At 70.4% G+C, this 17,760-nt stretch carries 22 protein-coding genes; 12 read left to right on the forward strand and 10 right to left on the reverse strand.

The genetic code is table 11. The features are described 5' to 3' along the window. Nucleotides 1-68 precede the first annotated feature (68 nt). On the reverse strand, nucleotides 69-311 hold the full coding sequence (locus Q7W82_RS05420; RefSeq protein ID WP_048492240.1) for a DUF3297 family protein: 243 nt from the start codon (nucleotides 309-311) through the stop codon (nucleotides 69-71). 146 nt (nucleotides 312-457) lie between these two features. Between Q7W82_RS05420 and Q7W82_RS05425 the strand changes: the two genes are divergently transcribed. Beyond that, a complete protein-coding gene (locus tag Q7W82_RS05425) occupies nucleotides 458-997 on the forward strand; it encodes a hypothetical protein (RefSeq protein ID WP_242159629.1) in 540 nt (179 codons plus the stop codon). 395 nt (nucleotides 998-1,392) lie between these two features. On the opposite strand, the gene Q7W82_RS05430 is transcribed toward Q7W82_RS05425, so the two are convergent. From Q7W82_RS05430 to msrB, 6 genes are all read right to left on the reverse strand, one after another. Continuing rightward, nucleotides 1,393-1,677 carry a DUF4031 domain-containing protein gene (locus Q7W82_RS05430; RefSeq protein ID WP_242159630.1) on the reverse strand — a complete coding sequence of 95 codons (285 nt, stop codon included), beginning with the start codon at nucleotides 1,675-1,677 and terminating at the stop codon, nucleotides 1,393-1,395. A 9-nt stretch (nucleotides 1,678-1,686) separates the two neighbouring features. Beyond that, nucleotides 1,687-2,211 carry a hypothetical protein gene (locus tag Q7W82_RS05435; protein ID WP_242159631.1) on the reverse strand — a complete coding sequence of 175 codons (525 nt, stop codon included), beginning with the start codon at nucleotides 2,209-2,211 and terminating at the stop codon, nucleotides 1,687-1,689. A 106-nt stretch (nucleotides 2,212-2,317) separates the two neighbouring features. After that, nucleotides 2,318-3,514, reverse strand: coding sequence for a flagellar motor protein MotB (gene motB / locus Q7W82_RS05440; protein WP_242159632.1), 1,197 nt, complete (start codon nucleotides 3,512-3,514; stop codon nucleotides 2,318-2,320). 7 nt (nucleotides 3,515-3,521) lie between these two features. Beyond that, complete coding sequence (gene motA, locus Q7W82_RS05445) at nucleotides 3,522-4,376, reverse strand: flagellar motor stator protein MotA (protein WP_160946263.1); 855 nt, start codon at nucleotides 4,374-4,376, stop codon at nucleotides 3,522-3,524. A gap of 114 nt (nucleotides 4,377-4,490) precedes the next feature. Beyond that, complete coding sequence (locus Q7W82_RS05450; RefSeq protein WP_242159633.1) at nucleotides 4,491-4,850, reverse strand: MliC family protein; 360 nt, start codon at nucleotides 4,848-4,850, stop codon at nucleotides 4,491-4,493. 80 nt (nucleotides 4,851-4,930) lie between these two features. Next, nucleotides 4,931-5,395 (reverse strand): peptide-methionine (R)-S-oxide reductase MsrB, encoded by a 465-nt coding sequence (gene msrB, locus Q7W82_RS05455; protein ID WP_242159634.1) that lies wholly within the window; start codon nucleotides 5,393-5,395, stop codon nucleotides 4,931-4,933. Between the two features lie 138 nt (nucleotides 5,396-5,533). Between msrB and Q7W82_RS05460 the strand changes: the two genes are divergently transcribed. Together Q7W82_RS05460 and Q7W82_RS05465 are read left to right on the forward strand one after the other, a co-directional pair. Then, nucleotides 5,534-5,977 (forward strand): hypothetical protein, encoded by a 444-nt coding sequence (locus tag Q7W82_RS05460; RefSeq protein WP_242159635.1) that lies wholly within the window; start codon nucleotides 5,534-5,536, stop codon nucleotides 5,975-5,977. 122 nt (nucleotides 5,978-6,099) lie between these two features. After that, nucleotides 6,100-6,480 carry a host attachment protein gene (locus Q7W82_RS05465; protein WP_242159637.1) on the forward strand — a complete coding sequence of 127 codons (381 nt, stop codon included), beginning with the start codon at nucleotides 6,100-6,102 and terminating at the stop codon, nucleotides 6,478-6,480. 21 nt (nucleotides 6,481-6,501) lie between these two features. Here Q7W82_RS05465 and Q7W82_RS05470 read toward each other — a convergent pair whose 3' ends face one another. Beyond that, nucleotides 6,502-6,981 carry an Lrp/AsnC ligand binding domain-containing protein gene (locus tag Q7W82_RS05470; RefSeq protein ID WP_242159638.1) on the reverse strand — a complete coding sequence of 160 codons (480 nt, stop codon included), beginning with the start codon at nucleotides 6,979-6,981 and terminating at the stop codon, nucleotides 6,502-6,504. 136 nt (nucleotides 6,982-7,117) lie between these two features. Between Q7W82_RS05470 and Q7W82_RS05475 the strand changes: the two genes are divergently transcribed. Together Q7W82_RS05475 and alr are read left to right on the forward strand one after the other, a co-directional pair. Continuing rightward, nucleotides 7,118-8,425 (forward strand): D-amino acid dehydrogenase, encoded by a 1,308-nt coding sequence (locus tag Q7W82_RS05475; RefSeq protein WP_242159640.1) that lies wholly within the window; start codon nucleotides 7,118-7,120, stop codon nucleotides 8,423-8,425. Then, nucleotides 8,404-9,477, forward strand: a complete 1,074-nt coding sequence (gene alr / locus Q7W82_RS05480; protein WP_242159641.1) for an alanine racemase — start codon at nucleotides 8,404-8,406, stop codon at nucleotides 9,475-9,477. The genes Q7W82_RS05475 and alr overlap by 22 nt, the downstream gene beginning before the upstream one ends. A gap of 46 nt (nucleotides 9,478-9,523) precedes the next feature. On the opposite strand, the gene Q7W82_RS05485 is transcribed toward alr, so the two are convergent. Beyond that, nucleotides 9,524-10,093 carry a DUF3016 domain-containing protein gene (locus Q7W82_RS05485; protein ID WP_242159642.1) on the reverse strand — a complete coding sequence of 190 codons (570 nt, stop codon included), beginning with the start codon at nucleotides 10,091-10,093 and terminating at the stop codon, nucleotides 9,524-9,526. Nucleotides 10,094-10,285: 192 nt separating this feature from the next. On the opposite strand from Q7W82_RS05485, the gene Q7W82_RS05490 reads away from it, so the two are divergent. From Q7W82_RS05490 to Q7W82_RS05510, 5 genes are all read left to right on the forward strand, one after another. After that, nucleotides 10,286-10,756: a hypothetical protein gene (locus tag Q7W82_RS05490; RefSeq protein ID WP_160946270.1), complete on the forward strand. Its 471-nt coding sequence runs from the start codon at nucleotides 10,286-10,288 to the stop codon at nucleotides 10,754-10,756. A 19-nt stretch (nucleotides 10,757-10,775) separates the two neighbouring features. Continuing rightward, complete coding sequence (locus tag Q7W82_RS05495) at nucleotides 10,776-11,024, forward strand: hypothetical protein (RefSeq protein WP_242159643.1); 249 nt, start codon at nucleotides 10,776-10,778, stop codon at nucleotides 11,022-11,024. A gap of 165 nt (nucleotides 11,025-11,189) precedes the next feature. After that, nucleotides 11,190-13,190 carry an ATP-binding protein gene (locus Q7W82_RS05500; RefSeq protein ID WP_242159644.1) on the forward strand — a complete coding sequence of 667 codons (2,001 nt, stop codon included), beginning with the start codon at nucleotides 11,190-11,192 and terminating at the stop codon, nucleotides 13,188-13,190. A gap of 115 nt (nucleotides 13,191-13,305) precedes the next feature. After that, the gene (locus Q7W82_RS05505; RefSeq protein ID WP_242159645.1) at nucleotides 13,306-13,626 is read left to right on the forward strand and encodes a DUF3247 family protein; all 321 of its coding nucleotides are present in this window, start codon (nucleotides 13,306-13,308) and stop codon (nucleotides 13,624-13,626) included. 74 nt (nucleotides 13,627-13,700) lie between these two features. Continuing rightward, the gene (locus Q7W82_RS05510) at nucleotides 13,701-15,035 is read left to right on the forward strand and encodes a sorbosone dehydrogenase family protein (RefSeq protein WP_242159646.1); all 1,335 of its coding nucleotides are present in this window, start codon (nucleotides 13,701-13,703) and stop codon (nucleotides 15,033-15,035) included. 451 nt (nucleotides 15,036-15,486) lie between these two features. Here Q7W82_RS05510 and Q7W82_RS05515 read toward each other — a convergent pair whose 3' ends face one another. Beyond that, a complete protein-coding gene (locus Q7W82_RS05515; protein ID WP_017908770.1) occupies nucleotides 15,487-15,750 on the reverse strand; it encodes a hypothetical protein in 264 nt (87 codons plus the stop codon). Between the two features lie 143 nt (nucleotides 15,751-15,893). Here Q7W82_RS05515 and Q7W82_RS05520 point away from each other — a divergent pair, with 143 nt between their 5' ends. After that, entirely contained in the window at nucleotides 15,894-16,964 is a 1,071-nt protein-coding gene (locus Q7W82_RS05520) for a class I SAM-dependent methyltransferase (protein WP_242159647.1), read from the forward strand. After that, the gene (locus Q7W82_RS05525; RefSeq protein ID WP_242159648.1) at nucleotides 16,961-17,668 is read left to right on the forward strand and encodes a pseudouridine synthase; all 708 of its coding nucleotides are present in this window, start codon (nucleotides 16,961-16,963) and stop codon (nucleotides 17,666-17,668) included. The genes Q7W82_RS05520 and Q7W82_RS05525 overlap by 4 nt, the downstream gene beginning before the upstream one ends. The last annotated feature ends 92 nt before the right edge of the window (nucleotides 17,669-17,760 follow it).

Genomic DNA, 17,760 nt, shown 5'->3' on the forward strand with positions numbered 1-17,760 from the left:
CGAGGGCCGCGAGGTGCGGCCGGGCACCGCGATGTGCCGGCAGGCGCCGTGCCTGCCGGCGATCGCGCTTACTTGGCGTCGAGCCAGAAGGCTTCGACCTGGCCCTTGACCTTCATGGTCATGGGATTGCCGCGGCGGTCGCGCGCCTTGCCGACCTGCACGCGGATCCAGCCTTCGCTGATCGAGTACTCCTCGACGTTGTCGCGCTCCACGCCGTTGAAGCGGATGCCGACGCCGCGCGACAGCGTCTCGGCATCGTGGAACGGGCTCTGCGGGCTGACCGCCAGGCGGTCGGGGGGCGTGTCGGACATCGTGGTGGCTTCGCGTGGCGGCGGACAGCGCCGTCTTCCGGGCTGCGAAGGATAAACGCCCGCGGCGCCGTTGCCGAGTTCCGCGCTTCCGTCGTCGCGCCGGGCGCGGCACACTGGCGCTCCCCCGTGATGCCCGATGCGCCGCCATGCCCGACAACAGCGCCGACTACGACGATCCCGACGACCTGTTCGACGACGACGACGATCCGGACACCCAGCAGGGCCTGATCTGGAACCTGCTGCTGCTGATCAACCCCGGCGACGAGGAGAGCGCGCTGCGGCAGTTCGACGCCTACCGCGAGGCCGCCGGCGAAGTCGAGCGCGAGGACGCGGACTGGCTGTGGACGCTGAAGGACGCGATCGACTGGCGGGCGGGCTTCTACGTCGACGGCCACGACCGCGAGGCGCTGATCGGTGCGATCGACGAACTGGCCGCGCGCTGGAACCTGCGCATCGACTGGGGCGGCGACATCGACGATGCCGACTTCCTAGAGGACCACGACAGCGCCTCGCTGCTGGCGGTGGCCTACGACCGCCTGCGCGAGCACGGCTACAGCATCTGGTGCTGGGACGCCGGCAGCGAGATCCGCGCCGGCTGGATGGCGCTCAGCCGCGACGACCAGGACATGCAGCGCCTGGCGGCGATCCTCGGCATCGACCTGCGCCCGGGCAGCGATCCGTTCTAGGCATCTCTCGCTGCGCATCGGTGATTGGTGTTGCAGCCTTGCATGTCAGGCACCGCAGCGTCCTGTGGGCGCGATTTCAGTGGCGATGCGTGCAGTGTTTGGATGTTCTGGCGCCGGATGCAGTCGGGACTCAAGTCCCTCGCACAGTGCACCCAGCAGCTTGCCGCCAGCGCCCTGTAGGAGCGGCTTCAGCCGCGACGAACGAAGTCGTGATCGCACCGCCCATGGTGAATGTTGGGGCTGAAGCCCCCCTGCAGTGCGCCAGAACGTATCCACAGCTCCCTGTGGGAGCGACTTCAGTCGCGACGCGCAGAGCCGTCAGACGTAGCCGTGCCGGCCGCTGCCGGAAGCGCTGGCCCAGTGCACCCGCACGCCCGCGCCGCCGCCATCACGCTTCAATCGGCCTCGCCGCGCGCCTGCGCACGCGCATTGCGGATCAGCGCCTTCAGCAGCTCGCGGTCGCTGTGCCGCGAGACCGGCACCGCGCCCAGGCGGATCGCTTCGTCGCGCAGGGCGGCCGGCACGTCGTAGTGCGCGCCGCTGAGCTTGTTCTGGAAGGCGCGGCGGGGAATGCCCAGCCGCGCCGCCATGGCGTGCAGTTCGTCCAGCGTGTCGGCGAGCAGGTGGCCCCAGCGCTGGCCGCGCCAGGGATGCACCGCATCGTCGATGTAGACCGCCATCGGGTCCGGTCAGGCCGGCTTGTGCGTGCCGTCGGCGTCCGCCGCGGTGTCAGGCGCCGCGCTGCTGTCGGCCTGCGCCGGCGCGGCATCGCCGGTCTCCGTCGCGTCGTCCGCGTCGGTCTCGTCCTCGGCCGCATCCTCTGTCGCGCCATCGCCTGCGGCGAACTCGGCGACCAGCGCGTCCAGGTACTCGGCCGGGGTCTGGCCGGCCTCGGCCGCCAGCGCGTCGATCATCTGCTGCAGCTGCGTCGAGTATTCGAGGGTGATGGTGTTGCCTTCCTGTTCCTGCAGGTTGGCCAGGTGCTTGAGCATCGCCAGCATCGGCACCGGATTGTCGGCATTGCCCATGGTCTGGCCGCCGACCGCCAGCAGCCACTGGCGGCCCTGCAGGCCGATCGCGGCCAGCACGCGGCCGCTCTGGTCCTGCAGCACGGCGTGGTTGGCGATGGGCTGCTCGCGGCCCAGGCGGGCGAAGGGGCGCGACGGCTGCTGCTTCTTGCGCTTGTCGCGCTTGGCTTTGGATTGCTTGGACACGGCGGTCTCGTTGGCGAAGTGGCGGCCATTGTAAGCGCCGCGCCGTGTGCGGTCCCGCCGGGCCATCGCGGCGCGGCCGCCGGCGCCGCGGCGGGCGCCGCCGCGATCAGCGTGCGCTGGCCGCCTCGGTCCCGCCGCTGCCGGCGGCGGCCGTCACCGGTGCCCCGCCGTTGATGCTGCGCAAGGCGTCGCGTGCGGCGGCGGCCGCCGCCTCCGGCGAGGTCGTGCGCGGTTCGGCGATCTGCACCGAGGCCTTGGCCGGCGTCGCCGCCGGCGCTGCTGCCGACGCAGCGCCGGTGCTGGCAGCAGGTGCGGCGGCGGGCGCTGTCTTGCCGGCGGCCGGCGCCGCGGCCGCCTCCGTCGCCGCCGCGCTGAGGTCCGGCACCTTGGTGTCGGCGTCGGGCTGCACGGTGCCCAGGGCGACGCTATGGTCGCCATCGGCCGTGGCCGCGTCCTCGGCATCCTTGGTCATCACCACGATGCTGATGCGGCGGTTGATCGGATTGTTCGGCACCTGCTTGTCGAACAGCACCGACGAGGACAGCCCGACCACGCGCGAGACCTTGTCCTCGCCCATGCCGCCGGCGACCAGTTCGCGGCGCGCGGCGTTGGCGCGGTCCGCGCTCAGCTCCCAGTTGCTGTAGCCGTTCTTGGTGCTGTACTGGGTGACGTCGGTGTGGCCGGTGATGCTGATGTGGTTGGGCACCTGGTTGATGAAGCCGGACAGCTCATGGAGGATGCCGCGGGTGTAGGGCTTGAGCACCGCACTGCCGAGGTCGAACATCGGCCGGTTCTCCTTGTCCACGATCTGGATGCGCAGGCCGTCCGGGGTCAGGTCCAGTAGCAACTGGTCCTTGAACGGCTCCAGCGCCTGGCTTTTGTCGATGGCTTCCTTCAGCTCCTGCATCAGCGTCTCCAGGCGCTCCTTTTCCTTCTCGCGCTGGCTGCTCTTGCTGTCGTCGCCCTTCAGGCTCTTGCTGCCGAACGGATCCTTGTTGTTGCCGCGCTGCATCTCGCCGGCGCCGCCGAGCTTGATCATCGAGGTGCTGGCGCCGCCGGGGCCGGCCATGCCGGGGCTCGGCGCCGGGCTCTTGCCGGCCAGCGGGCTGGGGTTGCGGAAGTACTCGGCGATCGCCGCGCGCTGTTCCTTGGTGGTGGCCGCGACCAGCCACAGCACCAGGAAGAACGCCATCATCGCGGTCACGAAGTCGGCATAGGCCACCTTCCACGCGCCGCCGTGGTGGCCGCCGCCCTGGACCTTCTTGACCCGGCGGATGACGACGGTGGGCTTGGTCTCGGCCATGACTGCGTTACTTGATCGTCTTCAGATGCGTTTCGAAGTCGGCGAAGCTCGGCCGTACGTCGGTCGGCAGGGTCTTGCGCGCGAACTCGAGGGCGATCTTCGGGTTGTAGCCGCGCAGGCAGGCCAGCAGCGCGGTCTTCACCGATTCGAAGATGCGGCTGTCCTGCTCGGCGCGCGCTTCCATCGCCGCCGACAGCGGCGCGACGAAGCCGTAGGCCAGCAGGATGCCGAGGAAGGTACCGACCAGCGCCGCGCCGACGTGGTGGCCGATTTCCTCGATCGGGCCGCCGATCGAGCCCATGGTGATGACGATGCCCAGCACCGCGGCGACGATGCCGAAGCCGGGCAGGCCGTCGGAGACCTTGCTCAGCGCATGCGCCGGCGCCATCGCTTCGTGGTGGTGCTTCTCCAGTTCCAGTTCCAGCAACGGTTCCAGTTCGTGCGGCTCGATGTTGCTGCCGATCATCAGGCGCAGGCAGTCGGTGATGAAGTCGAGCAGGTGGTGGTCGGCCAGCACCTTGGGGTAGTTGCCGAAGATCGCGCTGTCGGCCGGACGCTCGACGTGGTCTTCCAAAGCCATGAAGCCGTCGCGGCGCGCCTTGTTCAGCAGTTCGTAGATCAGAGTCAGGGTGCTGCGGTAGTCGTCGGCCTTGTACTGCGGGCCCTTGAACACGCCCAGCACGCCGCCGATGGTGGCCTTGACGATCTTGCCCGGGGTGCTGACCAGGAACGCGCCCAGCGCCGCGCCACCGATGATCATCAGCTCGTAGGGCTGCCACAGTGCGCCAAGTTTGCCGTGCGACAGCACGTAGCCGCCGACCACGCTGATGATGACGACGATGAAGCCAACGATGATGAGCATGGCGGAGCAGCCTGCGGGCCGGAACGGGGACGCTCTAGATGTCGGCCCCGCGGCGCCATTCTGAAGGTGTGAACCGTGCCGGGTTTTTGGCGGCGCAGGCGGCGGACCGGGTGCTCAGCCGGTCATGCCGCTGTCGTGGCGGACGCATTTGAGCGTCTCGCCCAGGCCCGCCAGGGTCAACGTGGCCTGGTCCGGCTGCGACTGCCAGAAGGTATTGCCCAGCGCGTCGGCGTAGCGCGCGCCGGTGGCGGCGCCGGCGTCGGTGCGCTGCGTGTCCAGGCGCGTCCCGCGTACCTGCAGGGCCAGGCGCTCGCGCGCCGGATCGGCCGCCGCCTGCACCAGTTCCTCGCCGCAGCGCCACTGCATGGGCAGGGCATCGGCCTGCAGGCCGGGGGCGGCGGTGGGCGACGGCGTGGCCGCTGCGGGCGCGGCCTGTGCCGGCGCCGGGGCGGGACTGCGCTGGCAGGCGCTCACGGCGAGCGGCAGGAGCAGAAGGGGAAGCAACGGGGTTCGCATACCGGTGGTCTCCCTGTGGCGGCGCGTCCGCGCCGGAATCAGGCCGGTTCGGTCTCGCCGCCGCCGCGGTGCAGCGGGTTGGGCAGCGCCTGGCCTTGTTCGGTGAACTGCAGCGAGACCGAATTCAGGCAGTGGCGCTCGCCGCTCGGCGGCGGGCCGTCCGGGAACACGTGACCGAGATGGCTGTCGCAGCGGGCGCAGACGATCTCGGTGCGGATCATGCCGTAGCTGGTGTCGCGCAGCTCGCGCACGTGGTCGGGGTGGTAGGGCGCGAAGAAGCTCGGCCAGCCGGTGCCGGAATCGAACTTGGCGCTGGAGCGGAACAGCGGCAGTCCGCACAGCCGGCAGGTGTAGACGCCTTCCAGCTTGTTGTCCAGGAACACCCCGCAGAACGGCGCTTCGGTGCCGTGCTGCAGCAGCACCCGGCGTTCCTCCGCGTTCAGTCCGCCGATCAGCTGCTCGCGCTCGGCAGCAGTGGGAGGCGTGAGGTCGAATCGGCTCATGGCGGGGCCCGGGCTGGAAGAAGGGGAAAACAACATGAGGGCTGTACGGGGCGGATCAAGCGCGCCGGGGCCGCGTCGACGCGGCGCGGTCGATGCGCTAGCGTGAACGCCTCTTCCCGGCGCGTCGACGGAGCCATCGTGAATCGCTTGCTGCCCTGCGTTGCCATCGCCCTGCTCGTGCCGGCGCTCGCCGTCGCGCAGGCGCTTCAACCGGTGCCCGGCGCACCGGCCAGCAATCGCGACGCCAATACCCTGCAGTCCGCGCCGCCGCCACCGCCATCGATGGCCAGCCGTCTCGACGAGCGCCCGCCGGCGTCGGCCTCCGCTCCCAAGGCGACGCCAGTCCCCTCCAACCTGGACGACCGGCCGCAGGGGCAGGCCAAGCGCAAGCGCGTGGCCAGCCCGGCGGTGCCGGCCGCAGTCGCCGATCCGGCCGCGCGCCGCCCGGTGCGCCTCTACGACCGCAGCGGCCAGGTGATTCCCGGGGCGATGCAGGTCGGGCCGAACCGCGCGCTGGACACGCGCACCGGCCGTTACTACGACACCGTGCCCAGCGGCGACGGCGTGCGCATCCAGGACTGAGGCGCGTGCAGCTGGGCGACGAACGCGCGGCGAACGCCGCGTGGCCGCCATCCTCACAAATCGGTTTCTAGACTGGCGGACCGGCCGCGATGTGCGCGGCGCCATGTTCGCCAGGAGAACCGATGAGCAAGCTTCCCGACAACACCCTGATCGTCGTCGCCGACCGCACCAGCGCACGCCTGTTCCGGGTCAACCTGGCGGGCGAGACCGCGCTGCTGGAGCAGACCGAAGTGCTGAACCCGACGCCGATCGAAGGCGTGGAGGACGGCGACCGGCCGATGACCATGGATGAGGCCGGGTTCGTGCGCCAGGTGGCCGAGCGCCTGTACCAGGACGCCCTGCGCGGCGATGTCGAACACCTGATGCTGGTTGCCGACCCGCACACGCTGGGGCAGTTGCGGCCGCTGCTGCACAAGGAGGTCCAGAAGCGGGTGGTGGCCGAACTGGCCAAGAACCACGCCAATTCCTCGCGCGACGACCTGGAGAAGCTGCTGGTCTCCTGACCTGCACACCGCGCGAAACGCTCAGTCGGCGATCGGCAGGCTGAGCGTTTCCTTCACTTCTTCCATCACGATGTAGCTCTTGGATTCGCGCACGTGCGGCAGGGTCAGCAGGGTGCTGCCCAGCAGCTTGCGGTAGGACGCCATCTCGCTGATGCGGGCCTTGAGCAGGTAGTCGAAGTCGCCCGAGACCAGGTGGCACTCGAGCACGTTGGGCAGCTTCAGCGCGGCGCGGCGGAATTCCTCGAAGATGTCGCCGGACTTGTAGGCCAGGCTGATCTCCACGAACACCAGCAGGCTGGCCTTGAGGTAGTGCGGGTCCAGCCGCGCGTAGTAGCCGGTGATGGCGCCGTCGCGTTCCAGCCGGCGCACCCGCTCGGTGCACGGGGTGGTCGACAGGCCGACGCGCTCGCCCAGTTCGGTGAAGGAGATGCGCCCTTCCTGCTGCAGGATGCGCAGGATCTTGCGGTCGATCTTGTCCAGTTCGCGGAGGCGTGTGGCCATGCGGGCGGGTCTCAGGGGTTTGGCCTGCCAGGTCGGTAGAAATCAGGGGAAAATCCTGGGTTGCGCTGCCTATACTGCACCGAACTTCTGCCCTGGCGCCATCCAGCCAGGGAATTGATCCGAACGGAGTAGGCGCATGCGGGTTCTGGTTCTCGGCAGCGGTGTGATCGGCACGGCCACGGCGTGGTATCTGGCCCGCAACGGCTGCGAGGTGACGGTGGTCGACCGCCAGCCGGCGGCCGGGCTGGAGACCAGCTACGCCAATGCCGGGCAGGTCTCGCCCGGCTACGCGTCGCCGTGGGCGGCGCCCGGGGTGCCGCTGAAGGCGCTGAAATGGCTGTTCCAGCGCCACGCGCCGCTGGCGATCACGCCGACCGCGGACCTGCAGCAGTACCTGTGGCTGGCGCAGATGCTGCGCAACTGCACCGCCGAGCGCTATGCGATCAACAAGGCGCGGATGGTGCGCCTGTCCGAGTACAGCCGCGACTGCCTGGACCAGCTGCGTGCCGAGACCGGCATTGCCTACGAAGGCCGCCAGCTCGGCACCACCCAGTTGTTCCGTACCCAGCAGCAACTGGACGGCGCGGCCAAGGACATCGAGGTGCTGCGCGAGTACGGCGTGCCCTACGAACTGCTGGACCGCGCCGGCATCGCCCGGGTCGAGCCGGCCCTGGCCAGCGCGCCGGCGACCCTGGTCGGCGCGCTGCGCCTGCCCAACGACCAGACCGGCGACTGTCGCCTGTTCACCCAGCGCCTGGCGGCGATGGCCGCCGCGGCCGGCGTGCAGTTCCGCCAGGGCGAGACCATCGAAGCCCTGCAGGTCGACGGCGACCGCATCGACGGCGTGCGCATCGGCGGCCGGCTGGAGCGCGCCGACCGCTACGTGGTCGCGCTGGGCAGCTATTCGCCGGGCCTGCTGGCGCCGCTGGGCATCCGCCTGCCGGTGTACCCGCTGAAGGGCTATTCGCTGACCCTGCCGATCCGCGACGCGGCGCTGGCGCCGACCTCCACCATCCTCGACGAGAGCTACAAGGTGGCGATCACCCGCTTCGACGCGCGCATCCGCGTCGGCGGCATGGCCGAACTGGCCGGCTTCGACCTGTCGCGGCCGGCGCGGCGCCGCGCCACCCTGGAGAAGGTGGTCAACGACCTGTACCCGCGCGGCGGCGACCTGGCTGCGGCCGAGTTCTGGACCGGGCTGCGCCCGGCCACCCCGGACGGCACGCCGGTGGTCGGCGCCACCGGCTACCGCAACCTGTTCCTCAACACCGGCCACGGCACCCTGGGCTGGACCATGGCCTGCGGTTCGGGTCGCTACCTGGCCGACCTGATGGTCTCGCGGCAGCCGCAGATCAGCGGCGAGGGCCTGGACATCTTCCGTTATTCCCGCGGTTCCGCCGCGTCCGTTGCCGAGGCCGTCGCGTGCGCCCAGCCCGTGCATTGATCGACCTCGACGCGCTGCGCCACAACTACCGTCTGGCCCGCCGGCTGAGCGGCGGCAAGGCGCTGGCGGTGGTCAAGGCCGATGCCTACGGGCACGGCGCGGTGGCCTGCGCGCGCGCGCTGGACGGCGAGGCCGACGGCTTCGCGGTGGCCTGCATCGAGGAGGCGCTGGAGTTGCGCCAGGCCGGCATCGCCGCGCCGATCCTGTTGCTGGAAGGCATCTTCGACGCCGAGGAACTGCCGCTGGTCGCCGAACACCGGCTGTGGTGCGCGGTGGCCTCGCCCTGGCAGGTGGAGGCGATCGCCGCCTTCGCCGCGCCGCAGCCGCTGTGCCTGTGGCTGAAGCTGGACAGCGGCATGCACCGGCTGGGCCTGGCGCCGGACGAATTCCGCGCCGCGCATGCGCGGCTGAGCGCGCTGCCACAGGTCGAGCGGCTGGTGCTGATGAGCCACTTCGCCCGTGCCGACGAACTGGACAGCGCGCGCACGCGCGAGCAGGTGGAGGTATTCCGCCAGGCCACCGCCGGCCTGGTCGGCGAGACCAGCCTGTGCAACTCGCCGGCGCTGCTCGGCTGGCCGGAGTTGCGCAACGACTGGGGACGGCCGGGGCTGATGCTGTACGGCGCCGACCCCTTCGCCGCGGCGGCCGCGCTGCCCGGCGAACTGCGTCCGGTGATGACCCTGCAGTCCAGGATCATCTCCGTGCGCGACATCGCACCGGGCGAGCCGGTCGGCTACGGCGCGCGCTTCGTCGCGGCGCGGCCGACCCGGGTCGGCGTGGTGGCGATCGGCTATGCCGACGGCTATCCGCAGTTCGCGCCCAACGGCACGCCGGTGCTGATCGACGGCGCCCCTGGCGAGCTGATCGGGCGCGTGTCGATGGACATGCTGACCGTGGACCTGACCGAGCGCCCGCAGGCCGGGCTCGGCAGCGAGGTGCAGTTGTGGGGCGCGCAGCCGCGCATCGATGCGCTGGCCGGGCGCTGCGCGTCCAGCGCCTACCGGCTGCTGTGCGGCCTCAAGCGCGCGCCGCGGGTCTACCTCGGCGCCTGAGCCCTGCCTGACGGCGCCGGCGCGCTGCCGGCGCCGCGCGTGCGGCTCAGCGTTCGGCGACCGCGCTGTCCTTGCGGAATTGGCGGCGCAGCCAGTCGTCGAGCATGCGCTTTTCGTAGCGCAGCGGATCGGTGCTCAGGCCGACCGAGCTGTTGTACAGATAGCTCGGGTCCATCAGCTTCGGCTGGCCCTGCGCCAGCACCTGGCCATCGGCGCCGTACAGGGTGAAGTCGAGGCTGATCCGCGGCGGGTACAGGTCGCGCATCACCCGCACGTCGTTCCAGTTCGGACCGTGCCAGGGCTCGTAGTCGCCGGCGCGCTTGATGTCGGTCAGGGTGATGTCCAGGCGTTGGCCGGGCTGCAGTTGCTTGGCGGCCTGCTTCTGCAGGTAGGCGGCCAGGTCCTGCACCCAGTCGCCGCGTTCGGCTTCCCAGCGGTTGCGGCTCTGCCGCAGTTCGCTGAAGGTGGCCGGATCGGCCCAACTGACCTGGACCGGGCCGTCGCTGGCGAGGCTGCGCGGGGCCTGCGGGTCGGTGACGTTGCGGATCTCGGCGGAGGCGCCGCCCGCCCACAGGCAGGCAGCAGCCAGCGCCGTCCAGGCATAGCGGATCTTCATGGCGGATCTCCAGGAGGCGTACGCCCAGTGTGTGCCTGTGCCGGCGCGCCCGCAATCGCGGCGAGGCGCGCGGCGGCGAGCGTTGGCCGCCGATTCATCCGCTGCGGCATGACGGACGGCTCACATCGCCTCGCCGCCTGCTTCACGGTGCGCGCGCGAGGATGGAGGCCACTCGAGTGACGCGGGGATTGCATGAAGACGCCGTTGTTCCACCAGGCCCACACTGGCAGCGATGTGCGCCTGCAGTTCATCGACTGGGCCAAGCGCCACGGGCACAGCCCGGCCAGCGGCGCGGCCGCCTTCGTCGAGCACCAGGCGAACCTGGACGATGCGGCGCGGCAGTTGCGCCTGAACCCGGGCGACGACGTGCGCCAGCTGTTGCGGCGTTACCTGGTCTCGCTCGGCGAGGCGCGGGACGTGGCCGTGCAGTTCCCGCCCAGCTATCACTACCGCAGCCCGCAGGGGCAAAGCTTCCGCTACACGCTGACGCTGGTGCTGGCCGAGCACGGCGTGGAGTGGAAGGCGCGGGTGTGGACGGGCCTGGAATACCTCGGCCTGATCGTCGGCCGTGGTGCCGGCCCGCGCGCCAACTACACGCGATTGGCGCGGATGGCGGTAGAACATGAGCTCGCCAGCGACGCGCCGCGGTTCACGCTCGGCTGAGCAATTCAGGAACGTTGTCATGTCCGTCGTCAGTGCGCCCGAGCGCCCCGTGGTCCCCGAGGAATGCCGCCGGCAATGCCGGCAGCTGGGGGCGGCACGCGTGCAGCAGTTGCTGGAGGCCTCGCCGCCGCCACCGTGGCGCGAGGAAGCCGAGCGCTGGCTGGAAGAGCAGGCCTTGCGCAGCGCGCGCCTGACGCAGTGGATGGTCCTGGCCGGCATCGGCCTGTCGCTGCTGGGCATCGTGTTGGTAGTCGCTTTCTTCTGGTAAGCCAGGTCGGCGCAGGCGGGAGCGGACGCCGCGGCTTGACGGCAGCGGAGTGGCTTAACAAGATGGGGGTTCCGCCTTGCCGTCCCTAACGCGCGGTTGTTGCGCCGCGGATGTCGGGCGCCGACTTCATCCGTTGCCGTAGGCCGCTTTCAGAGCTACTCCGTCATGCATGCAAGCCCAGACTCCTCCTCGTCTTCGTTCGCGCAGGCGACGGACCTGCAGTACCGCGAAATCTTCGACAAGATCGATTCCGGCTTCTGCGTGATCCAGATGCTGTTCGAGGGCGAGCGCGCGGTCGATTACGTGTTCCTGCAGGTCAATCCGGCCTTCGAGCGCGAAACTGGCCTGCGCGACGTGGTGGGTCGGCGCATGCGCGACATCTCGCCCACCCACGAGGAGCACTGGTTCCAGCGCTACGGCGAGGTGGCGCTGAGCGGCCGTTCGGCCAAGTTCGAGAACTTCGCCACCGCGCTGGATCGCTGGTGGGCGGTGGATTCGTTCCGCGTCGGCGCGCCGGAACTGCGCCAGGTCGCGGTGCAGTTCCTCGACATCACCGAGCGCAAGCGGATGGAGCGCGACCTTGCCGAAAGCGAGGCGCGCTTCAGCGCACTGGCCGAGGGCCTGCCGATGCCGGTATGGGTGCTCGACGCCCAGGGCGAACTGCGCTTCACCAACACCGCCTATGCCGAGTTCTTCGGCATCGATCTGGACGCCGACGGGGCGCGCCCGGGCTGGGGCGACGTGCTGCATCCGGAGGACGTGGGCGTGTTCGCCTACGAACTGCGCAGCGCGCTGCACGACCAGCGCAACCTGCGCGCCCTGGTGCGCGCGCGCCGCCACGATGGCGAATGGCGCTGGTTGGAAATGACCGCGATGCCGCGCTATTCCGCCGAGGGCCAGTTCATCGGCCTGGCTGGCAGCAGCCCGGACGTCACCGAGCGCCGCGACATCGAACTGGCGCGCGAGCAACTGCTGGAATCCGAGCGCAGCGCGCGCAACGCCGCCGAGAGCATGGCGCGGCTGAAGGACGAGTTCCTGGCGACGCTGTCGCACGAACTGCGCACGCCGCTGACCACCATTCTCGGCTGGAGCGATCTGCTGCTGCAGCGGCTGCCGCCGGGCGACCCGAGCAGCAAGGGCCTGTCGGTGATCGCCAGCAGCGCGCGCGCGCAGCAACGGCTGATCTCGGACATGCTCGATCTCAGCAGCATGCTGCTGGGCAAGGTGCAACTGGAAGTGGAGGCGCTGGACCTGGCCGAGCAGGTGCGCGAGGCGATGCGTGCGCAGGAACCGGTGGCCGAAGGCAAGGACCAGGCGCTGACCCTGCAGGCGCCCTCGCAGCCGTGCATGGTGCTGGGCGACGCCACGCGCCTGCAGCAGGTGTTCTGGAACCTGTTGTCCAACGCGATCAAGTTCACGCCCGCGCACGGGCGCATCGCCCTGGCGATCGACCTCGAGGACGATGGCGAGCACGTCAGCGTGGCGGTGCGCGATTCCGGCGACGGCATTCCGCCGGAATTCCTGCCGCACCTGTTCGGCCGCTTCCGCCAGGCCGACAGCACCACCACGCGCCTGCACGGCGGCCTGGGCCTGGGCCTGGCGATCGTGCAGCAACTGGTGGAGATGCACGGCGGGCAGATCAGCGCGGCCAGCGAAGGCCGTGGCTGCGGCTCGGTGTTCACCGTGCGCCTGCCGCTGCACCGCGACGCGCCGGGCTCGCGCCCGCTGCGCGAAGTGCGCGCGTTCGCGATGGCCGAGCAGGTGGTCGAGGCGTATTCGCTCAAGGGCGTGCGCCTGCTGGCGGTGGAGGATCAGCCGGACATGCTCGACTACCTGCGGCGCCTGCTCGAGGAGCAGGGCGCCGAGGTGGTCGCGGTGGGCTCGGCCAGCGAGGCGCTGGAGGTGCTCGACGGCGGCGGCCATGCCGCGATCGACGTGATGGTCACCGACATCGGCATGCCGGGCATGGACGGCTATGGCCTGATCCGCACCGTGCGCGAGAACATGGGCCTGGGCGCGGACGACCTGCCGGCGGTGGCGGTGACCGCGCTGGCGCGCGCCGACGACCGCCAGCGCGCGCTGCAGTCCGGCTTCCAGGAGCACCTGGCCAAGCCCTACAGCGTGGCGCAACTGGTCTCGGCGGTACGCTTCGCGCGGCAGCGCTAGGGCGCGCCCGCCGAGCCGCCGCGGCAGGTGCGGCTCGAACACGCCCGGTGCTCTTGTCCGTCGGCTCACGCTGGTGGCGTTAGGCTGCGACGGCCCCCCCCCCCGGAGTCCGCCGATGACCCAGTATGCCGAGCGTGTCCACACCGACCAGGCGCAGATCCAGGCGCTGGAAGCGTTGATCCTGCAACTGCCCGGCCAGTCGCATGTGCGCATCGAATTGACCGACGGTAGCGTGTGCTTTGGCACCGTGTCGGTTCGCCCCAGCATTCAGCAGTTCCGCGATGCGGACGGCAACGAAGGCAGCAATGCGCAGGTGCGTATCGACGACCTCGACGACCCGGCCCAGCACCGTTACCTGTGGCTGGACCAGATCCGCAGCGTGCGCCAGCTGCCGGCGCGGCCCTGGGACATCGATCCGCGCGGCGACGCATCTTGACGCATCTTTCACTTTTTCCGGGCCATGGCTGGGCATCATCGGGCTTCCCCCGTGTTCCCGGATATCCAAGACGCATGGCCATGTCTTCGCCGATTCGTGCCCGTTGGGTGTTGTGTGCGCTCAGCGCCGCCCTGCTCGCCGCCTGCGGCGACACCGCCAAGCACCCCATCGAGGACGGCATGGGACCGGATCCGGTGCTGCCCGATCCGGTCAAGCGCATGATCCCCACGGTCAAGATCGCCGAGGTCAAGCGCTGGGCCGATGGCGCCGCGCCGGTGCCCGCGGCCGACCTGGCGGTACAGGCCTTCGCCCGTGATCTCGACCACCCGCGCTGGCTGTACGTGCTGCCCAACGGCGACGTGCTGGTCGCCGAGACCGCCGAGCCGCCGGCGCCGGAAAAGGAAAGCAGCGGCCTGCGCGACAAGATCCAGGGCGCGATGATGTCCAAGGCCGGCGCCAGCGTGCCCAGCGCCAACCGCATCACCCTGCTGCGCGATGCCGACGGCGACGGCGTCGCCGAGGTGCGTACCCAGTTTCTCAAGGGCCTGTATTCGCCATTCGGCATGGCCCTGGTCGGCGACCGCCTGTACGTGGCCAACGCCGACGCCCTGGTCAGTTTCCCGTACAAGGACGGCGATACGCAGATCACCGCCGCGCCCAGCTTCGTCGCCAACCTGCCCGGCGGCATCAACCACCACTGGACCAAGAGCCTGCTGGCCAGCCGCGACGGCAAGAAGCTGTATGTGGGCGTCGGCTCCAACAGCAACGTCGCCGAGAACGGCATGGAGCAGGAGCTCAACCGCGCCGCGATCCTCGAGGTGGACGCGGCCAGCGGCGCCACCCGCGTGTTCGCCAGTGGCCTGCGCAATCCGGTCGGCCTGGCCTGGCAGCCGGGCACCGACACGCTGTGGACCGTGGTCAACGAACGCGACGAACTCGGCAGCGACCTGGTGCCCGATTACCTGACCTCGGTGCGCGAGGGCGGCTTCTACGGCTGGCCGTACAGCTATTTCGGCCAGCACGTGGACGAGCGCGTGCAGCCGCAGAATGCGGAGATGGTGGCCAGCGCGATCAAGCCCGACTATGCGCTGGGCGCGCACACCGCCTCGCTGGGCCTGGCCTTCTACGAGGGCGCGCTGTTGCCGCCGACCTACCGCGGCGGTGCCTTCATCGGCCAGCACGGCTCCTGGAACCGCGATCCGCCGTCCGGCTACAAGGTGATCTATGTGCCCTTCGCCAACGGCAAGCCCAGCGGCAAGCCGCAGGACGTGCTGACCGGCTTCCTCGACGCCGAGGGCCGCGCGCAGGGCCGCCCGGTCGGCGTGGCGGTGGACAAGCCTGGCGCGCTGCTGGTCGCCGACGACGTCGGCAACGTGGTGTGGCGGGTGACGCCGAAGCCGGGCAAGTGAGCGGCAGCGGGCATGACGCCCGCTGCGCCATTTCGCACCGATCGTAGCGGCGTCTTGGTCGCGACGAGGTCTAGCTGATGAAAACTGGTCGCGGCTGAAGCCGCTCCTACAGAAGACCGGGTCGAGGTGGCGCGTCCCAGGGTCCATGATCCCGCATCGCGTCTCTCGCTGCAGGCGCAGCGGTGTCCTGCGGGATGCACCCGGCGTAGGAGCGGCTTCAGCCGCGACGGTTGCACGCAAATGCCGTCGCGGCCGACGCCGCTACGCACTGGACTTGTTCGGCGCTTCTGCCGTCGAAATCGCGCCGATGCCGGCGCGCGATCACACAGCCTGTCATGGCCGTCGCAGGAACGGCTTCAGCCGCGACCTGGGCATTCCTGGGGAGGGGCCCGGCCGCGGCTGAAGCCGCTCCTGCGTATCGCGTCTGGGTGTACTGGGTTACTGCCCGGTATCAGTGCTCCACCGGTGCCGGCTCCACGCCGAAACGGCGGGCGTAGCCGCGTTCGTTGAACACGCGCTCCACTTCGGTATCGCCCAGTTCCGGGGCCGCGTAGACGGCGTAGACCACACTGCCGTCGTCGCGTGCGCCGCGCTGGTGCAGGCGGTAGCGCGGACGTCCGGTGCCGGTGTTCTCCGGGTAGTGCAACGGCGGCTGGCTGCCATCCAGGTCCACTTCGCTGTTGTCGACGACGCCGCCGATGAACACTGCGCGCATGCTGCCTCTCCGGTCATTGGGTGCCTTGCAGCCTAGGCGCGGCGATGTTGCCGAAACATCAATGATGCGTTGGATTCGCGCAAAACCGGGCTCGCCGCCCGCTGCCGGTAGAATGCGCGTCCCTGTTCCGAAGACAACGCCCGATGCCGGCCGCGCAAGACGCCCCTCTCGAGACCCTGTTCCTGCCGTTCGCCCAGGGCGTGCTGCGCTGGCCTGCCGGCAAGGTGCTGTTCCTGCGCGCCCGTGACGGCTGGGCGCTGCGCCAGCACGCGCAGCCGCCGCACCTGGTCTGCGAGCAGGATTACCGACCGTTCGCCAGTGCGCTGCAGCAAGGTGGCTGGACCGTACGCGCCGAGCAGGACGGCGATGCCGATGCCGGCGGCTATGCGCTGGTGCTGGTGCTGCCGCCGCGCCAGCGCGAGGAAGCGCGGGCGTTGCTGGCGCGTGCCGTGGCGCTGGCCGCGCCGGGCGGTGTGGTGGTGGCCTGCCAGGCCAATAACGAGGGTGCACGTTCCGGCGAGGACGACCTGCAGCACCTGGCCGGCCTCGGCGGCAAGCTGACCAAGCACCACTGCCGGGTGTACTGGACCGCGCCGTTGCAGGGCGGCCACGACGCCGCGCTGCAGCAGCGCTGGGCGAGGCTGGATGCGGTGCGGCCGATCCTGGACGGGCGCTTCCGCAGTCGCCCCGGCGTGTTCGCCTGGGACCGCATCGACCCGGCCTCGGCGCTGCTGGCCGAGCATCTGCCCGCCGACCTGCGCGGCCGTGCCGCCGATCTCGGCGCCGGCTACGGCTATCTGTCGGCGGAGTTGCTGGCGCGCTGTCCGCAGTTGACCGCGCTGGACCTGTTCGAGGCCGACGCGCGCGCGCTGGCATTGTCGCGTGCCAACCTGGCGCAGGCGCCGGCCGGGGTGGCGCTGGGCTTCCACTGGCACGATGTGACCACCGGATTGCCCGGGCAGTACGACGTCATCGTCAGCAACCCGCCGTTCCATGCGCCGGGGCGGATGGAACGGCCGGACATCGGCCGGCGCTTCATCGCGGTGGCGGCGCAGGCGCTGGCGCCGGGCGGGCGGCTGTTCCTGGTCGCCAACCGGCATTTGCCCTACGAGGCGGTGCTCGACGCCAGTTTCGGCGAGACCGAGGTGCTCGCCACCCGCGATGGCTTCAAGCTGATCCACGCGGTGCGCAGCCGCGCCGGAGCGCGCCGATGAAACTGGTCAAGCACCTGGCCAACCTGGGCTACGGCAGCCGCAAGCAGGTGGCGCTGATGTTCCGCGAAGGCCGCATCACCGATGCCGACGGCGAGGTGCTGTACGCCGACGACCAGGTGCCGCACGCGGCGATCCGGGTCGACGGCGAACCGCTGGATCCGCCGCCCGGGCTGATCCTGGCGCTGCACAAGCCGGTCGGCTATACCTGCTCGACCAAGGATCCGGGGCGCATCGTCTACGACCTGCTGCCGCCGCGCTTCCGCCTGCGCTCGCCGCTGCTGTCCACGGTGGGGCGGCTGGACCGCGACACCAGTGGCCTGCTGCTGATGACCGACGACGGCGCGCTGCTGCATCGCATCGTCTCGCCGAAGGCGCGGCTGGCCAAGGTCTACGAAGCCACCCTGGCCGAGGACCTGCGTGGCGACGAAGCGGCGCAATTCGCCAGCGGCACGCTGATGCTCGACGGCGAGACCACGCCGTTGCTGCCGGTGGAACTGGAGACGCTGGGGACGCGTCAGGTGCGCGTCGCCCTGCACGAAGGCCGCTACCACCAGGTGCGGCGCATGTTCGCCGCCGTCGGCAACCACGTGGCGGCGCTGCACCGCAGCCGCATCGGCGGTTTCGGCCTGGGCGATCTGCCGTCGGGGCAGTGGCGGGTGCTGGAGGCGGCGGACGTGGCGGTGCTGTTCGAGGGCCGGGATTAGGGATTGGGGTCGAGGGCGGGGATTAGGGATTGGGGATTTGGGATTCGTAAAAGCGGGATCCGCCGCCGTGCTTGAGCATGGCGGTTTTGCCA

Source organism: Xanthomonas indica (assembly GCF_040529045.1).
Lineage (GTDB): Bacteria > Pseudomonadota > Gammaproteobacteria > Xanthomonadales > Xanthomonadaceae > Xanthomonas_A > Xanthomonas_A indica.

What these genes read in the sequence shown, in the direction of transcription:
- Q7W82_RS05420 (WP_048492240.1), bottom strand. Translation starts at nt 311, where the DNA reads ATGTCCGACACGCCCCCCGACCGCCTGGCGGTCAGCCCGCAGAGCCCG.
- Q7W82_RS05425 (WP_242159629.1), top strand. Translation starts at nt 458, where the DNA reads ATGCCCGACAACAGCGCCGACTACGACGATCCCGACGACCTGTTCGAC.
- Q7W82_RS05430 (WP_242159630.1), bottom strand. Translation starts at nt 1,677, where the DNA reads ATGGCGGTCTACATCGACGATGCGGTGCATCCCTGGCGCGGCCAGCGC.
- motB (WP_242159632.1), bottom strand. Translation starts at nt 3,514, where the DNA reads ATGGCCGAGACCAAGCCCACCGTCGTCATCCGCCGGGTCAAGAAGGTC.
- motA (WP_160946263.1), bottom strand. Translation starts at nt 4,376, where the DNA reads ATGCTCATCATCGTTGGCTTCATCGTCGTCATCATCAGCGTGGTCGGC.
- msrB (WP_242159634.1), bottom strand. Translation starts at nt 5,395, where the DNA reads ATGAGCCGATTCGACCTCACGCCTCCCACTGCTGCCGAGCGCGAGCAG.
- Q7W82_RS05465 (WP_242159637.1), top strand. Translation starts at nt 6,100, where the DNA reads ATGAGCAAGCTTCCCGACAACACCCTGATCGTCGTCGCCGACCGCACC.
- Q7W82_RS05470 (WP_242159638.1), bottom strand. Translation starts at nt 6,981, where the DNA reads ATGGCCACACGCCTCCGCGAACTGGACAAGATCGACCGCAAGATCCTG.
- Q7W82_RS05475 (WP_242159640.1), top strand. Translation starts at nt 7,118, where the DNA reads ATGCGGGTTCTGGTTCTCGGCAGCGGTGTGATCGGCACGGCCACGGCG.
- Q7W82_RS05485 (WP_242159642.1), bottom strand. Translation starts at nt 10,093, where the DNA reads ATGAAGATCCGCTATGCCTGGACGGCGCTGGCTGCTGCCTGCCTGTGG.
- Q7W82_RS05490 (WP_160946270.1), top strand. Translation starts at nt 10,286, where the DNA reads ATGAAGACGCCGTTGTTCCACCAGGCCCACACTGGCAGCGATGTGCGC.
- Q7W82_RS05495 (WP_242159643.1), top strand. Translation starts at nt 10,776, where the DNA reads ATGTCCGTCGTCAGTGCGCCCGAGCGCCCCGTGGTCCCCGAGGAATGC.
- Q7W82_RS05500 (WP_242159644.1), top strand. Translation starts at nt 11,190, where the DNA reads ATGCATGCAAGCCCAGACTCCTCCTCGTCTTCGTTCGCGCAGGCGACG.
- Q7W82_RS05505 (WP_242159645.1), top strand. Translation starts at nt 13,306, where the DNA reads ATGACCCAGTATGCCGAGCGTGTCCACACCGACCAGGCGCAGATCCAG.
- Q7W82_RS05510 (WP_242159646.1), top strand. Translation starts at nt 13,701, where the DNA reads ATGGCCATGTCTTCGCCGATTCGTGCCCGTTGGGTGTTGTGTGCGCTC.
- Q7W82_RS05515 (WP_017908770.1), bottom strand. Translation starts at nt 15,750, where the DNA reads ATGCGCGCAGTGTTCATCGGCGGCGTCGTCGACAACAGCGAAGTGGAC.
- Q7W82_RS05520 (WP_242159647.1), top strand. Translation starts at nt 15,894, where the DNA reads ATGCCGGCCGCGCAAGACGCCCCTCTCGAGACCCTGTTCCTGCCGTTC.
- Q7W82_RS05525 (WP_242159648.1), top strand. Translation starts at nt 16,961, where the DNA reads ATGAAACTGGTCAAGCACCTGGCCAACCTGGGCTACGGCAGCCGCAAG.